The following is a 15662-nucleotide window of genomic DNA, read 5'->3' as shown; positions in this document are numbered from 1 at the left end:
AGTGCATGCATGCTGCGTTTCCTTACATTGAGCCAGCGACACAAGGGCAAAAAAAAAGACCCTGTCCATCGCTGACGGGGCCTCTAGGGTTCGTACGCTTACTGGCTCACGACACCACTCACGCCCCGCCTCTGGCGGTCGTGGTAGTGGTTGTCGAGGTAACACGTGATTGACTCATAACGTTGACCCTATCGACTCCCGACGTGGCTGGCAAGTGACCGTGAAGTTCTGTGGATGAAATCGACAGCGTGCAGCCTCGCTATTCATCATTTCGACAAAATATTACCTACCCACCAATATGATCTATAACCAATAACACGGCGGCTTTGAGTCGGAATCTGGGCGACCTGCGGCCCCATGAAGGCCCAGCGCTACTTGCGCAACAACTGTACGGCCGAGGTGCTCAACGGCACGTGGCAGACATCGACGGTCACATCGCCGCCTAAGGCGCCTTACCTATCCGCCTGGCGTGCTCTGTGTAGTGCCTGGGGAAGTAGGGTGCGGAGTATTGTTGAAACAGGACGGTGGACGCACTCGCGCTTACGGCTACGTGCTCAAGACTTGACGCTAGACACGCTATCCACCCTCAAGGAGCCATCCCGATGAGTCAATCGCAAACGCGCTTACCCACCGACATGGTTCAACGCTTCCCCGTCCTGATCGTGATCAATGCCAAGGGGCACGACGACAGCATCATCGTGCGCAGCGCCCACGCCATTGCTGATGCGCTGCATGAACATGAGCTCGGGGTGGAGCTGGTGGGGTCGCTCGATGAGGCAGAGATCGCCATCAGTGCCAACTCGGCTTATAGCTGCGCAATTATCGGCTGGGGGCTATGCGAAGCTGCACCTGAGCAGGCACTGCAACTTATTCGCCTGATCCGGCGACGCACCGCACAGTTGCCGATCATGCTGGGCCTGAGCCAAGCGACCCAAGGCCAGATTCCTCTAACATTCGTCGAGCACATCGACGGGATTATCTGGCAACCTGAAGACAGCCCTCAATTCATCGCCGGACGCATCGAAACGGCTGCCCGTCGCTACCTCGACAGCATTCTGCCGCCGTTCTTCGGTGCTCTGGTCAATTTTGCCGGCACCCATGAGTACTCCTGGCATACCCCGGGCCATACCGGCGGCACGGCGTTCATGAAGACCGCCGTCGGACGTAGCTTTCTCGAATTCTATGGCGAGCAAATGCTGCGTTCAGACCTCAGCGTCTCGGTTGGCGAGCTAGGCTCGCTCAACGACCATTCCGGCCCGGTGGACGAAGCAGAAAAATACGCCGCGCGGGTGTTTGGTGCCGACTACACCTTCTTCTCGATGGGCGGCAGTTCAGCGAGCAACCAGATGGTCTTGCACTCTGCCGTGACCGACGGCGATGCAGTACTGGTCGACCGTAATTGCCATAAATCGCTGAACTATGCGCTGAACATGTCCGGTGCGGTACCGCTGTACTTGCGCCCACGCCGTAATGCACGCGGCCTGATCGGCCCTGTACCGCGCAGCGAACTGACACCGGCAGCCGTGGCCCAGAAACTCGCCGACAGCCCCTTGGCAACCCACAAGCAGGCACGCCCGGTATTGGCCGTGCTGACCAACTCGACCTACGACGGCCTGTGCTACAACGTGCAGGTCACCACCCGAGAGCTGAGCCAGAGTGTCGACCGCATCCACTACGATGAAGCCTGGTTCGCCTACGCGCGTTTCAACACACTCTATGAAGGGCGCTATGGCATGCACCGTGGCGAGCGCCATGCCGATGATGCGACAGTCACCGTCACCCACTCGACCCACAAACTGCTGGCCGCGCTGTCACAGGCGTCGATGATCCACATCCGCTCAGGCAAGGTGCCGGTGAAGCCGGCACTGTTCAACGAAGCCTTCATGATGCACACCTCGACGTCGCCGCAATACAGCATTATCGCGTCGATCGATGTCTCGTCGAAGATGATGGACGATGCCGGCGAGTACCTCACCGACGAATCGATCAGCGAGGCCATTGCCTTCCGCCAGGCCATGGTGCGCCTGAGCAACGAACTGCGTGAGCGCGACCCCAGCGACTGGTGGTTTGGCGTCTGGCAACCGGATGAGGTCAACGGCGTGCCCTTTGCCGAGATCGCCCCCCATGCGCTGCACCGAGGCGATGCCTGGGTGCTCAAACCAACGGCCAGTTGGCACGGGTTCGGCGACCTGGGTGACGACTACTGCATGCTTGACCCGATCAAGGTCACGGTGCTTACACCCGGCCAGACACTCGAAGGCACAATGGAGCCCAGCGGTATCCCGGCCCCCTTGGTCTCGACCTTCCTCGCCAGTCGTGGAACCGTGGTGGAAAAGACGGAACCGTACTCGATACTGCTGCTGTTCAGCATCGGCGTGACCAAAGGTAAATGGGGCACGTTGGTCGCTGGCCTGATGGAATTCAAGAGGCACTACGACAACAATTCGCCGCTGGAACAGGTACTGCCCGACCTGGTCGCCAGCCATGGTGATCGCTATCGCGACATGGGCCTGAAGGACCTTGCCGAGCAGATGCACCAGGACATGCTTGCCTCGAAAATGCTGCACAACATGGATGCTGCCTACACCCTGCTACCTGACCCGGTCGCCTCCCCCCGCGCCACCTACGCCAGGCTGGTTCGTGGCGAAATAGAGCAGATTGCCGTACGCGACATGCTTGATCGAACGGTCGCGGTGCAGATCGTTCCCTATCCACCGGGCATCCCGCTGATGATGCCGGGAGAGAAAGCCGGTGCCGACAAAAAGGCCGTCGTCGATTACTTGTTGGCAATGGAGCTGTTCGATGGTCACTTTCCGGGTTTCGAGCATGACAACCATGGCATCGAAATCGAGCGTGATGGCCAGGGGCGGCCAACCTACAAGGTGTATGTGGTCAAACAATAGTGTTTAGCCCCCTCCCCTGCGGCTTGCAGTAAACCGCCGGAATCAGGGTCAGTGCTTTTGAGAGCGTAAGGAGTTTTCAGATGGCTGATTCAAGCAAGAAAATGAGCCTCGTGGGGCTGACCACTCTGGTAACGGTCAACATGATGGGCTCCGGCATCATCATGCTGCCCACAAGCATGGCCCAACTCGGCGCAGTATCACTGTTGTCATGGCTAGTGACCGCCGTTGGGTCCATGGCCATCGCCTACTGCTTTTCCCAATGTGGCATTTTCTGCGCACGATCAGGCGGATTGTCTGCCTATACCGAAGAGGCGCACGCAAAGTCCGGGTTCTTCCTCTGTTCGTACCTGTACTTCCTGTCGCTGGCCATCGCCAACGTCGCCGTCGCCATTTCCGCAGTGGGTTACATGACCTCATTCGTACCCTGGCTGGGCAGCGGCGCCATTCCGTTGTTCATCGGTACCGTGGGCCTGCTCTGGTTGACCACCCTGGCCAACTTTGGCGGGCCCAGCATCACCGGCAAGATCGGTGCAGTCACCGTCTGGGGCGTGATCATCCCGGTGGCAGGCCTGTGCATCATCGGCTGGTTCTGGTTCAAGCCTGACGTGCTGGCTGCGGCCTGGAACCCTAACAGCCTGCCGATCTCCGAGGCAGTGAGCAAAGCCATTCCCTTGACCCTGTGGGCATTTCTGGGCATGGAGTCGGCCGCGCAGGCCTCCGATGCGGTAGAAGACCCCAAACGCACAGTACCGCTGGCCTGCCTGTTCGGCACACTGGGGGCTGCGGTGGTGTATGTGCTGTCGACTACCGTCATCCAGGGCATCATCCCCAACGCTGAACTGGCCAACGCGTCAGCGCCTTTCGCACTCGTCTATGCGCACATTTTCAACCCAGCGGTCGGCAACATCATCATGGCGCTGGCAGTGATGGCGTGCGTGGGCTCGCTATTGGGGTGGCAGTTCACCCTGGCGCAAACGGCCAAGATGACCGCCGACCAGAGCATGTTCCCGAAACTGTTCAGCAAGGTCAGTGCACGGAATGCACCGATCATCGGCATGATCGTCTGCGGCGTACTGCAGACCCTCATGGCCCTGTCGACCATTTCGCCCAATGCCAGTGCCCAGTTCAGCAAACTGGTCAACCTGGCGGCAGTGACCAACCTGATTCCCTACGTGACAGCGCTCACCGGGCTGCTGGTCATGATGTACAAGGCCAAGGCTTCATCAGCAGTCAACACACGCAATACCGCTGTGCTGCTGGTTGCAGTGGCCTATTCGTTGTATGCCCTCTATGCCTGCGGGAGAGACGCCGTGTTCGGTGGCACTCTGGTGCTGGCCGTCGGTTACCTGCTCTACGGCTTCCTCGCCAAACGTTTTGTCAATGAGCCTCAAACCGCCCAGGCCAGGGCCGGCAATCCTTAGGCGTTGCTGTCAGGACTGCAAAGACATCTGAACACGGGGAACAGGATATGAACGTACAGTTGACCAAACCCGCAAGCCTGCTGATGACCTGCCTGCTTGCGCTGATGCCGGTCGTGGCCAGCGCAAACACCCTGGAGCGCGTTCGCGCCAACAACACCTTTAACCTGGGCTACCTGCCAGACTACGCACCGTTCAGCAGCATGGAGGGCGACAAGGTCGGCGGTTACGCCATCGACCTATGCCTGAAAATCGCCGACAAGGTCAAGGCCGAACTGGGGCTGACCTCGCTGCAAGTGCACTACCAGCCCATCAACATCTCCGAGGCCACCAGCGCCGTCGGCTCGGGCAAGATCGACATCCTCTGTACGCCAACACCGGCGACACTGGAACGGCGCAAAACCGTGAGCTACTCAATACCGGTCTACACGGCCGGGCTTTCCGTCGTCGTGCGTGACAACGCCAATGAGGCGTTACTCAATGTGCTCAATGGCAAGGTGGCCCACAGCGGGCCGACCTGGCGCGCGACCGTCAACCGTGGTCTCGCCAACCAGACCTTCGTCACCACCGGTGGCGGTGTCTCCGAGGCATGGATCCGCGAGAGAATGCGCTTGCTCGGCGTAGTTGCCACGCTGATCACGGTCAAGGACAACGAAGAAGGGATAAAACTGGTCGCCGATGGCAAGGCCGATGCATTCTTCTCTGAACGGATGTCGCTCAAAACCCATGTCGCCGCCGATTACCCGAGCACAAAGCTGAAGATACTGGACCGTATCTTTGAATTCGCCCCCGTCTCATTGATGGTGGAGCGCGGCGATGAAAACTTCCGCTTGCTGGTCGATACCACACTCAGCGAGATGTACCGTTCCGGCGAAATCGAACAGGCCTACGACAAGTACCTGGGAGGCGCAGGCGAGACGGCCAAAAAACTCTTCAAGGTGTATGCCCAACCCTAGAACCGGAGACTCACAGTAGCGGAGCAGCTCAACGTGCCAGTACCCAGGGAGTCTGACCATGAACCTACTCCCAGCGATGGCCGCGGGCCTGTTGCTCACGTTGGGCCTGTGCCGCCCAACGCTGGTCAGCGCCGAGGACTGGCAACTGGCCGCGAACGAGGACGGCATCCAGGTCTACCTGAGCAACGTGCCGGGCTCTCCCTACCAGCGCTTTCGTGGCGTAGCGCTGATCAAGGCCAGCGTGGCCACCCTCAGCGACCTGCAGGAAAACCTGCGGGTCGCCTGCAAATGGCTATACGCCTGCGCAGACATGCGCCTGTTGAAAGTCGAAGGCGATGACACCTGGGTCTACCTCACCACCGCCCTGCCATGGCCGGCCAATACCCGCGACATCGTACTCAAGGTACACACTGAGCGTACCGACGACGGCGCAGTCATACGCCACCTCAGCGCCGTGCCTGGCATGGTGCCTGGGGTACCGGGCCAGACCCGGGTGCGCAAGCTGAGTGGCCTATGGCAAATGGTGCCCAAAAGCGACAGTGAAACGGAGGTGACCTACCAACTGCAGGCCGACCCTGCAGGGGATATTCCTTCATGGCTGGCCAATCAGTACCTCATCGACGCCCCGATGATTACCCTGAGAACACTGCGAGCTGTCGCCGAAAGGCAAGGCCTCCACCCGGCCTCGACCGACAGCAGCGAACCTCGCAACTGAGCACCGTCAGCCTATAGCCAGTACTTCGGATAACTGGAACGGCAACGGGCGTTATTCAAGCACCAGGCAACGGCAACGATCACGATTGAGCCGGCCAATACCGGCGTGAGCAGAAAACTGAAAGGCGCACCGGCCGCCAACACCACCAATGGGTTCCCGCCTGCCGGAGCATGCAATGTGCGCGTGTGTTGCATCGCTACCAGCGCCAGGCCCACGGCCAGCGCACCGGCCCACCACGAACTCCCCAGCGTGTGCAGTATCAGCAACCCGACAAGTGTCGATACCAGGTGCCCGCCGATGATGCTGCGCGGCTGGGCCAAGGGTGACTCCGGCAACCCGAAGGCGAGTACACAGCTTGCACCAAAGGACGCCATCAACCAGGGAGCTCCAGACACATGGCTAAGCCAGCCTGTGGCGCCAATCGCGATAACCGCACCAATGAATGACAACAGGCTGAAATGCAGCGAAGGCGCGGGGGGCGCACTCGATTTGAGGATGGGGCCGATGGGCATCGTAGCAACTCCAGAAAGGCTTGAGATCGTGCAAAAGATACCGATCGGTATACATGCATGTCAACCGATCGGTGTACACTGTGCCCAGTACCCCAGGAGGCCAGAACACATGAGCACATCCCAGACCATCACCGCGTCGGCCTTGCGCTTGTTTTACCGCCAGGGCTACCACGCCTCCGGCGTAGAGCAACTGAGCCAGGTGGCCGGGGTCACCAAGAAAACGCTGTATCGGCATTTCCCGAGCAAAGAACACCTGATCGACGCCGCGCTACAGCTTCGCCATACCGAATTCATGGCGCAGATGAAGGCAGCGCTAGAGGCAGCGCCTGGCCCGCTGCGACCACTGGCCTACATCGACTTCATTGCCGCTTGGGCGCAAGGGCCAGACTTTTTTGGCTGTGCCTTTATCAACGCCGCTGCTGAATACAGTGACCAGCGCGAAACACCTCACCAACTGGCAAAGCAACATAAGCAACAGGTGCTCGCCTACCTGGAAACGATCTGTACCGAGGCACAGCTCAAGCAACCGTCTGTGGCTGCGATGCAGCTTTTCGTGATCGGTGAGGGGCTGATCGTCACGTGCCAGGTCAATGGGGCTTCGACGGTATTCATCGAGGCTGCACGAGAGATGGTTGCGGGGATGCAAATGCCTGCCAATCCTCTATGAAGCGCGCCATAAGCTAGAGGGCTTTTCAGGTGTTCCATGAGCGAGTACGTTGCCAAGCCTGCTACAGATGCGGTTATTCGAGGTTTGCCAGCCCATGGAACACAAGACCCTACGCGACGCTTTTGCCGGCCTGACCGTATTTTTTGCGGTGGCGCGGGAACGGAGCTTCACCAAGGCAGCCGCACGCCTGGGCCTGTCCCAGACCGCCGTCAGCCACGCCGTGCGTACGCTGGAGGCGCGCCTGGGTGTGGTCACTATTGATCGCGGCACTGCGTCTGGAGTGAAGCGCCCCACCCTGCCGGTTTGATTAATCAATTTCTTGCATAGGTACATGCGCTTTATGCGGGTTACCTGCTAGTCGAGCAGCACCTAGAGTAGGCCACTTCGTCCCCTTGGGGACTTGTCGCATACGAAGGAGAGCCCTCATCGCTGGATGGGGGCTGGCCTCACGCACAAGTGCCTTCAAAGCCTTGCCCTTGCAGGAGCACCATGAAAACCCTACCCACCTCGCTCGCCAACGCCCAACCCGAGGGCACCGCGGCCTGGGGCGCTGTAATGGCGATGGCGCTCGCCGCCTTCGCCTTGGTCGCCTCCGAGTTCATGCCGGTCAGCCTGCTGACCCCGATCGCCACTGAGCTGCTGGTCAGCGAGGGCCAGGCCGGCCAGGCCATCGCCGTTTCCGGTGCGTTCGCCTTGCTGACCAGCTTGTGCATCGCCTCGTTGGCCGGACACCTTGACCGCAAGCGAGTGCTGGCCTCAATGGCGCTGTTGATGATCCTGTCCGGTACCGTCATTGCCTTCGCCCCCAATTACCTGACCTTTATTTTCGGCAGAGCGCTGATCGGTGTGGCCATTGGTGGTTTCTGGTCCATGTCCGCCGCCACAGCCATGCGCCTGGTACCAGCGTCGCAGGTGCCCAAGGCCCTGGCGATCCTCACTGGCGGCAACGCACTGGCTACCGTAGTGCCGGGTTCATCGGTACCGCGCTGATCGGCACCTTTCTCAAGACATTCAGGAGCAAAGGCCGTAGCGGTTCTGCTCGGTGACATGCCATGGGTCGACGCGCAGACGCTGAAGCAACTGCGCACTTTGTCCAGCACCGACCATATCGTCCTGCCCTTCCATCAAGGACAGCGGGGGCATCCCGTGGTGTTTGGTCGGCGCTTTTGGCAAGCGCTTGCTCATCTGCAAGGCGATCAGGGCGGCAGACACGTCATCCTCGACAATACAGATGCCTGTATTCCGGTAGAGGTTGACGATTCAGGTGTCCTGCTGGATATCGACTCCCCTACCGACATCCTCGGCGATCAGCACGTTAAGTAGCTGTTGGCACGCTCGGTGCGCGCTCACCCGACAAGGCCCAAACTGCCGAATGGCTATGCAAGCCGTCCCCACATTTGGAGCAGCCCTATGCCGTGGGCAAGACCGAAGCCGGTACAGACAGCCGAACTGATAACAATGAATCGAGTACTCCTGCCGGTATTGATCAGGAAGAAAGGCCCCACTACACCGCGCAGCAAGTAGATGAGTGTTACAGCGCTGAGTACTGGGCGTAGCAGCGGTAATGGCTCAATCACCTGTGCACCAGACAAGGCATAGAACGCCCAAATCACCAGCACCACCGCGATTCCGAGCGTTACGACTGCCGGAAAAACCCTCCCCGCCTCGGCGGCCCGAACAAAGCGGTCGCCCGCGCCGAAAAGCCGGTATCCCGCTGGCCCCGCAACAATCACCCCCACATGCGAGACAGCCGCCAGCACACTCAGTACTGCACCGACGATAAGTGCCAGGTTGTATTCATCCATCATGCGTTATATCCCTTCCTTGAAAAACGGTTAGCAGCGGTCAGTGCCAAACAAATCCAGATGCGCTACAACAATACATAGCACTTCAGGGCCTGACAGGAAGCAAATGTGGATGAAACACAAACGCTGCGTCGTCGGGCTGGTTCGATTCGCATCCGCCTCGCTCGTCATAGTAGCCCCCGGCGCAGTCGCAGAGGATCTCGAACCCAGGTCTTACGCCAATACGCCGGTCGGTATCAATTTCCTGCTGATGGGCTACAGCGATCTCCATGGCAGCGTGACGGCCAACCCCTCAGTTCCGCTCCAGGATGCCAAGCTCAACATCAAGACAGTCGTGTTTGCCTTTGCCAGGTCCCTCGACGTCTGGGGCCGCTCGGGGAAGTTCGACATCGTCGTGCCTGAGGCAAAACTGAGCGGCTCTGCCCTGTTCAACGGTGAACCCAGGGAGCGCAATGTCACGGGTTTGATCGATCCAAGATTCCGCTTCTCGGTCAACCTGTATGGCGCCCCGGCGATGTCCCTGGCTGAATTCCCCCGCTATCAACAAGATGTCATTATCGGCGCCAGCCTGGCGATCACAGTGCCTCTGGGGCAATACGACGCGAACAAACTGGTGAACCTGGGCAACAACCGCTGGTCGTTCAAACCCGAGCTTGGGATTTCCAAACGCCTGGGACCAGTGACCCTGGAGTTATCCGGCGCGGGCACCTTTTACACCGACAATAACGAGTTCCTCGGCGACCACACGCTGTCACAGAACCCGATCTACCAAGTACAAGGGCATCTTATCTATGCCTTTAGCAATGGTGTTTGGGCGTCGCTGGATACAACCTATTTCGCGGGCGGGAGTAGCTCAGTCGATGGGGTCGGCAACCATGACTTTCAGGAAAATACACGCTACGGATGCACCCTCACGCTGCCATTGAACCGCAAACATTCGCTAAAGCTGAACGCGAGTAATGGCGGGCATACCCGTACGGGCAGCGAATACGATGCCATTGGCATCGTCTGGCAGTACCGCTTCGGCGGAGGGCTCTGACCCTCAGGACATGCACGCTTTGCCTTCACAGGGTCGCCTGGCATGTGTCTCTTCAATCAGGGACAACTCAGTCAAAATCGAGCGTCACCTGATCTGATTCGACGGATAAAGGCCGGCAAGCCGCGCGATGACAACACCGACGTAAAAGACGCCTGAAAATTCTTCGACCATCACCAGTGAGCGGGCGTGGTCGGTCAACGGGATGACATCACCATAGCCGGTGGTCGTGAGCGTCGTGAGGCTGAAATAGATCAGCTTGAAGAACGAGCCGGGCTGCATGAAGTCGAGTTGGTCGGGGCCGAAGGAACCCGCGCTGGATACCTCGACCAGGCCATAGACGAAGGACCAGACGAAGGCCAGCATGATGTAACCTGCAAGCGCCCCATGCAGCTTGTCGGCTGTAATGGGCCCGCGCTTGAGAATGTAGCGGAGCACGCCGCTAAACGAGACGGCAAGCGACGCCGCATAACATACGGCGGCAAAGACAAGAGTCGTGACACTCTCAGCCCACAACGCCGTCCATTGAAGGCCAACCCCAAGCAACGCCAGGCCCAGCTTGAGGATCAACCCCCACCGAGTCTGCCGAGTGGCAGAGGCGCCCACCAGCAGCACGATTGAAAACAGAATGCCGAGCAACGTGCGGGCCAGTATCCCCTCCTCGAGAAAAGGAAACAGGAGGATCAATCCAAGCAACAGCAACAACAGGTAGGTGCAGGGGCCCCGCCCTATTACCATCTGGGCCAGATCCTCTTCGGATTCGGTTTTGTCTTGCAGATTTGCCATACCGGTATCCCATAGACGGAAATAACGCTAGCGACCTGACGTTGCACGGCTGAAACCGGACCTGGCTAGACAAGGGTCGGCAGTGAGATTCTAGTCGCGAATGCCGGTGAGAGCGCATCGCTGATCGGTCGTAGGGGCAAATAGCCAGGGGCCATCCAGCAGATCACTCCGTGTTCGTCTCGTATCAAGGCAGTTTCGGCGCCCAATGGACGCCATTGATATGTGCGCCACCATCGACAAACAGGGTATTGCCGGTGAGATAGCGACTGTCGTCGCTGGCGAGAAAAAGTGCCACAGGGGCAATATCGGTCAGCGGATCACCTATTCGCCCCATGGGATTGGCGTTGGCCATTGCTGCCGCATTTTCAGGATTGCTGCGCGCAAAGCGTTGATAGGCATCGCTGGCGGCCCCAGGACAGATGACGTTGCAACACACTTGATACTCAGCCCACTCTCGTGCGGCTGTACGGGTCAGCGTACGCAGCGCCTCCTTGCCCGCATTGTAATCAGCGCTATACATGTGTGCATTGACGCCGTTGAGCGAGCACAGATTGATGACACGCCCCGCTCCCAAACGCCGGAACTCCGGTAGCGAGGCCTGCATGGCCCAAAACGCCGCCATCAATGCCATGTCAAAGGCACCACGCATATTTTCGTCAGTCTGCTCCTCTAAACGAGCAAACCCCGAACCACGCCAGGCATTATTGACCAGGATATCCAGACGGCCAAATTGGCTGACAGCCTGGGCCACCATCGCGTGCACCTGCGCTTTGTCGGTCACATCCACCTGCATGAAGCTCACCCGCCCCTGAAGCTCGGCTGCCAGGTAGTCGATAACCTCATCGCCCGCCGCAACGTCGATATCAGCCATCAGCACTGAAGCACCCGCGCGGGCATAAGCCTCTGTTATTCCGCGGCCAATTCCTGCGGCGCCACCGGTGACGATAGCGACTCGGCCCTCAAGTATTCCCATGTTTGCTCCGTTGATGGCATTTCCCTGCAATGGCCAGGGGGACGAATACACGAAGGCACTCTGAGCTGTTGCAATGCTCGCCACATCGTCTGTTCGAACGATGGGGTGAACGCTGGGAAATGCGGACTTACCGCGCATACCCGCAGGGAAATGCTCGATTTCCGTTGGACGGTTTTCAGACACCTTGTGCACGTCGGGATGAAGCATGAACGGCATACGTTAGGTGGGGTTCGACCCGAAGCGGCCTTTCCCGGAGGTCAGCTCACGGTCAGCAACAGTCGCTGAGTAAATTTCCACGACTGACTGCTTCAGGCTAAAGTGACTTACTGATACGGTTCTGAGGGCTATTGCGTATGTCCGATGCAAGCGAGTTCGTTAATGACAGTGAGGTATACAGAACCTTGCTGGAGTCGACCAAGGCGATTCCTTGGAAGATTGATTGGGCCTCGATGAAATTCGCCTATATCGGCCCTCAGATCGAAGCATTGCTGGGCTGGAGCCCTGAAAGTTGGGTGAGCGTGGAAGACTGGGCTATGCGCATGCATCCAGAAGATCGCGAATATGTGGTGAATTTCTGCGTAACACAATCCCAGGCTGGCGTGGACCATGAGGCGGACTACCGAGCGCTGACCAAGGACAACGGCTATGTGTGGATTCGCGACGTTGTGCACGTGGTGCGCAATGACAGGGGCGAGGTCGAAGCACTGATCGGCTTCATGTTTGACATCAGCGAACGCAAGAAGACCGAGGACCAACTGCTGAGCTTGCAGAAAGAGCTAGAGGTGCTTTCGTTCAAGGACGGTTTGACGAGTATCGCCAACCGCCGCCGCTTCGATAGCTGTTTCGAGTTGGAGTGGGAACGCGCGCGCCGCGAGCGCCAGCCACTGTCTCTGCTGTTGTTTGACGTCGATTTTTTCAAGCAGTACAACGATTTGTACGGCCATATTCAAGGCGACAAATGTTTGATAGCGATTGCCCAGACGCTGAGTTTGGCGTTGGATGGCCCTCGCGATCTTGTGGCTCGCTACGGAGGCGAAGAGTTTGTCGTGCTGCTGCCCGAAGCCGATGCCGAGGTGGCGCGTAGAGTTGCTGAGCGCTGCCAGCGGTTGATTCAGAAGCAGTCCATCGTGCATGCGCTATCGCCGCATGGCCACCGCGTCACGGTCAGCATAGGCACGGGCTCGGTGGTGCCAGGTGAGTGGGAAAAGCCTACAGACTTCATCAACGCCGTAGACCAGCAGCTATATGCGGCTAAAAACAATGGACGGAACCGCATTGAATATGTGCAGTTGGAGGGTGAAGCGCGCGGGTCTGCAGTTGAAAGTGCAGAAGAGCAAACAACTACCGGTCATTCATAGAGAACCTGTGAGCTTCTGCTAAGGGTCGGGTAGCGCTCATCCATGACCAGCAGGCCTTGACCCAAACCTGCCCTTTGCGGAAGGCAGGTAACGGCCAATAGCGGACGCTCCTGTTTTACTAAATGACTGATACGACAAGACCTAGCTCTTCAAATCAAAAACGTATCGGCTCACATCAAACGCTTTTCTACCCACCGCCGATATTGACGAGTGCGAAATGCCATACCGATCTGTTGCAGAATAAGCGCACGCAGCGGTGAAACGTTCGGATTGGGATTTTTCGCCCGACTCAGCTTGCGTAGTTGAAACTTTACTACTGCCATGTTTGCTAAGGATGCGATGGCTTTATTTTTCCAGGTAATCGGCGGCAATTGCGGGGCGTTGTTTTTGCCCTGCAGCCAGTCCCGAGGCAAGTTTGGATCGATGGCTAACGCTGTTCCGATCCCAACCATGTTAACGCCGCTCTGCACGACGTTTTCCGCCACCGCGCGGCGACGTATACCGCCGGTGACCATCACCGGCATTCTGGCAACCGTTTGGACATCACGGGCGAACTCGACGAAATAGGCTTCGCGAGCCAGCGTGCGGCCATCGCGCGCCTCCCCCTGCATGGCGGGAGCTTCGTAACTACCGCCGGATAATTCCACCAAGTCCACACCAAGCCCGTTAAGCAACTCAACGACCTTTTTCGCATCCTCGGCAGTGAAGCCTCCGCGCTGGAAATCGGCAGAATTGAGTTTAACGGCTACCGCAAATTCAGCCGAAACCACGGCCCTGACTGCCTTGACGATTTCGAGCAACAGGCGCGCCCGGTTTTCCAGGGAGCCACCCCACTCGTCCGTCCTTTGATTGGTCAGCGGCGAAAGGAACTGGCTCAATAAATAACCATGGGCGGCGTGAATTTCTACACCTGTAAACCCGGCTTGTTCGCCCAAGAGTGCGGTATTCGCAAAGCGTTGAATGACCTCTTCTATCACGCTTGAGGTCATCGTTTGAGGAGTGACGAAACGCTTGGAAAGTTTGCCCAGATCCAGCGGAACAGCCGACGGTGCCCAGGTTTTTTGCCCAAGGTTGGCCTGCATTTGCCGACCTGGGTGATTGATCTGCAACCAGAACTGCGCACCGCCGGATCGACCAATCCGCGCCCAGCGCTTGAATTTTTCCAGTTGCTGATCATCCTGCAACACTACGCCACCCGGCCCAGTCATGGCGCGGCCATCGACCATGACATTACCGGTGATGATCAAGCCAGCGCCACCGTCGGCCCACGCTTGATAGAGACGCATCAGTTCTTCGGAAGGAGCCTGATCGGCGTCCGCCATGTTCTCTTCCATGGCAGCTTTGGCGATTCGGTTCTTGATGGACGAACCATTGGGAAGCATCAGGATGTCGAACACGTTCATGGAGCAGTCCTCAACTGGATATGAGGCCACCTTAAGATTGAAGCCAACTTTAAGGTCAACATCTTTTTTCCGGTCAGTCGACGTTCATCTCGCCGGATCCTGGCAAGTGCGTCACCAGTTCAGCACCCAACAACAGTGCTGGCGTGTAAGCCCCGCCAGTCGGACGCACTTGCACCAGGTAATTAACCACCGCCAATGCAGCGTCGATAGTCAGGCTGTAGACGTTCGCGGTATGCACGCGGGCGGTTTTGCAATCACCACGGGCGTTACGAGCCTCGCCCCAAACGTAGGTGCCTTGATCTGCACGTTTTTCCTGATCCGGGCCGACGACCGTTTTGCCTATTCGCGCCTTGAGCAGTCGCTGCACGAACGACAACCCCAGCAAAGGACGAATCCAGTTAACGAACCGGGCGCCGCGGATCATGCCTGCGGAGCCCGGGATAAACACTTCGATGTTGGCGATGCCGGTGGTGTGCCAAGCAGTAGAAACATCGCCCCAGGGAATGGTCATTGCGAGTTTCTCTCCGGCACCGAAGTCGATACGCCGCACTCGGTAGGCCAGTGGCACCGAGATGATTTTGCCGTCACGACGAACCCTACCGCCTTGTGCCATGCCTTCAATCGAAGTCTTGGCAGTACCGGGCGAAAAGCTTGAGCGCGAATCAAATCCCAATGCCAGATGCGTCGCGTCCGGCATCGCTTTTTTCAGTACGGCGGCTACACAGTCCGTAGGCACCACATCGAAACCGACGCCTGGGCAAATGACTACACCCGCCGCATGCGCACGTTCATTCAGGGATTGAGCATACTCGAAAACGGCAATCTCGCCGGTAATGTCCAAATAATGCGCATTGGCGCGCAAGCAGGCTTCCATCATTGGCGCGGCTGTCGCTGAAAATGGCCCTGCGCAATGCAGAACCAGGCCATGACCTTTGACTTGAGCAAGTAGCCGTACTTCATCCTCAAGGCCAAACACCCGAGCTTCAAGCCCCAATTCTCGGGCCAAGGCTTCGACTTTGTCGCGGCTGCGTCCTGCCAGCACAGGTCTAAGCCTAAAGTGGACCCATCGGTCAAGACAGTTTTTCAGCGAGTTTAAGCTGCGTCGCTTACTGCCACTGCAGCTGGTCGGC

The 15662-nt window shown here is 58.3% G+C and carries 14 protein-coding genes and 3 pseudogenes; 11 read left to right on the top strand and 6 right to left on the bottom strand.

Translation table 11 applies throughout. The annotated features are described in order from the left end of the window. Positions 1–413 precede the first annotated feature (413 nt). The 5 genes and pseudogenes from EKA13_RS29065 to EKA13_RS22275 all read left to right on the top strand — a co-directional run. Positions 414–565, top strand: a pseudogene (locus tag EKA13_RS29065) (Orn/Lys/Arg family decarboxylase); the annotation flags it as partial. Positions 566–602: 37 nt separating this feature from the next. Then, positions 603–2903: an Orn/Lys/Arg family decarboxylase gene (locus tag EKA13_RS22290; RefSeq protein ID WP_065761408.1), complete on the top strand. Its 2301-nt coding sequence runs from the start codon at positions 603–605 to the stop codon at positions 2901–2903. 80 nt (positions 2904–2983) lie between these two features. Further along, complete coding sequence (gene potE / locus EKA13_RS22285; protein WP_065761407.1) at positions 2984–4324, top strand: putrescine-ornithine antiporter; 1341 nt, start codon at positions 2984–2986, stop codon at positions 4322–4324. A gap of 47 nt (positions 4325–4371) precedes the next feature. Further along, on the top strand, positions 4372–5277 hold the full coding sequence (locus EKA13_RS22280; protein WP_065761406.1) for an amino acid ABC transporter substrate-binding protein: 906 nt from the start codon (positions 4372–4374) through the stop codon (positions 5275–5277). Positions 5278–5353: 76 nt separating this feature from the next. Next, positions 5354–5992 (top strand): START domain-containing protein, encoded by a 639-nt coding sequence (locus EKA13_RS22275; protein WP_425415180.1) that lies wholly within the window; start codon positions 5354–5356, stop codon positions 5990–5992. 11 nt (positions 5993–6003) lie between these two features. Here EKA13_RS22275 and EKA13_RS22270 read toward each other — a convergent pair whose 3' ends face one another. After that, positions 6004–6504 (bottom strand): HPP family protein, encoded by a 501-nt coding sequence (locus EKA13_RS22270; protein ID WP_065761404.1) that lies wholly within the window; start codon positions 6502–6504, stop codon positions 6004–6006. A gap of 109 nt (positions 6505–6613) precedes the next feature. Here EKA13_RS22270 and EKA13_RS22265 point away from each other — a divergent pair, with 109 nt between their 5' ends. The 4 genes and pseudogenes from EKA13_RS22265 to EKA13_RS28980 all read left to right on the top strand — a co-directional run bounded on the left by EKA13_RS22265 (position 6614) and on the right by EKA13_RS28980 (position 8494). Continuing rightward, positions 6614–7171 carry a TetR/AcrR family transcriptional regulator gene (locus EKA13_RS22265; protein WP_065761403.1) on the top strand — a complete coding sequence of 186 codons (558 nt, stop codon included), beginning with the start codon at positions 6614–6616 and terminating at the stop codon, positions 7169–7171. Between the two features lie 94 nt (positions 7172–7265). After that, a pseudogene (locus tag EKA13_RS22260) lies at positions 7266–7448 on the top strand (helix-turn-helix domain-containing protein); the annotation flags it as partial. A 212-nt stretch (positions 7449–7660) separates the two neighbouring features. Beyond that, positions 7661–8137 (top strand): annotated as a pseudogene (locus EKA13_RS22255) (MFS transporter); the annotation flags it as partial. 81 nt (positions 8138–8218) lie between these two features. Further along, entirely contained in the window at positions 8219–8494 is a 276-nt protein-coding gene (locus EKA13_RS28980) for a nucleotidyltransferase family protein (RefSeq protein WP_065761401.1), read from the top strand. Between the two features lie 53 nt (positions 8495–8547). Here EKA13_RS28980 and EKA13_RS22245 read toward each other — a convergent pair whose 3' ends face one another. Continuing rightward, positions 8548–8979 (bottom strand): hypothetical protein, encoded by a 432-nt coding sequence (locus EKA13_RS22245; protein ID WP_065761400.1) that lies wholly within the window; start codon positions 8977–8979, stop codon positions 8548–8550. A 109-nt stretch (positions 8980–9088) separates the two neighbouring features. Between EKA13_RS22245 and EKA13_RS22240 the strand changes: the two genes are divergently transcribed. Next, positions 9089–10015: a transporter gene (locus EKA13_RS22240; RefSeq protein WP_245704385.1), complete on the top strand. Its 927-nt coding sequence runs from the start codon at positions 9089–9091 to the stop codon at positions 10013–10015. An 84-nt stretch (positions 10016–10099) separates the two neighbouring features. Here the strand turns inward: EKA13_RS22240 and EKA13_RS22235 are convergent, their stop codons facing one another. Next, positions 10100–10798 carry a potassium channel family protein gene (locus tag EKA13_RS22235; protein WP_065761398.1) on the bottom strand — a complete coding sequence of 233 codons (699 nt, stop codon included), beginning with the start codon at positions 10796–10798 and terminating at the stop codon, positions 10100–10102. Between the two features lie 184 nt (positions 10799–10982). Continuing rightward, positions 10983–11978: an SDR family NAD(P)-dependent oxidoreductase gene (locus EKA13_RS22230; RefSeq protein WP_218060853.1), complete on the bottom strand. Its 996-nt coding sequence runs from the start codon at positions 11976–11978 to the stop codon at positions 10983–10985. 146 nt (positions 11979–12124) lie between these two features. Between EKA13_RS22230 and EKA13_RS22225 the strand changes: the two genes are divergently transcribed. Continuing rightward, complete coding sequence (locus tag EKA13_RS22225; RefSeq protein ID WP_083199886.1) at positions 12125–13129, top strand: sensor domain-containing diguanylate cyclase; 1005 nt, start codon at positions 12125–12127, stop codon at positions 13127–13129. A 170-nt stretch (positions 13130–13299) separates the two neighbouring features. Here the strand turns inward: EKA13_RS22225 and EKA13_RS22220 are convergent, their stop codons facing one another. Further along, positions 13300–14532: an NADH:flavin oxidoreductase/NADH oxidase family protein gene (locus EKA13_RS22220; RefSeq protein ID WP_065761396.1), complete on the bottom strand. Its 1233-nt coding sequence runs from the start codon at positions 14530–14532 to the stop codon at positions 13300–13302. A gap of 73 nt (positions 14533–14605) precedes the next feature. Beyond that, entirely contained in the window at positions 14606–15619 is a 1014-nt protein-coding gene (locus tag EKA13_RS22215) for a saccharopine dehydrogenase family protein (RefSeq protein ID WP_065761395.1), read from the bottom strand. Between the last annotated feature and the right edge of the window lie 43 nt (positions 15620–15662).

It is taken from the genome of Pseudomonas defluvii, from assembly GCF_001695625.1.
GTDB classification, from domain to species: domain Bacteria; phylum Pseudomonadota; class Gammaproteobacteria; order Pseudomonadales; family Pseudomonadaceae; genus Aquipseudomonas; species Aquipseudomonas defluvii.
Note: the sequence above shows the minus strand (reverse complement) of the source record. Positions and strands in the feature narration are given on the sequence as shown.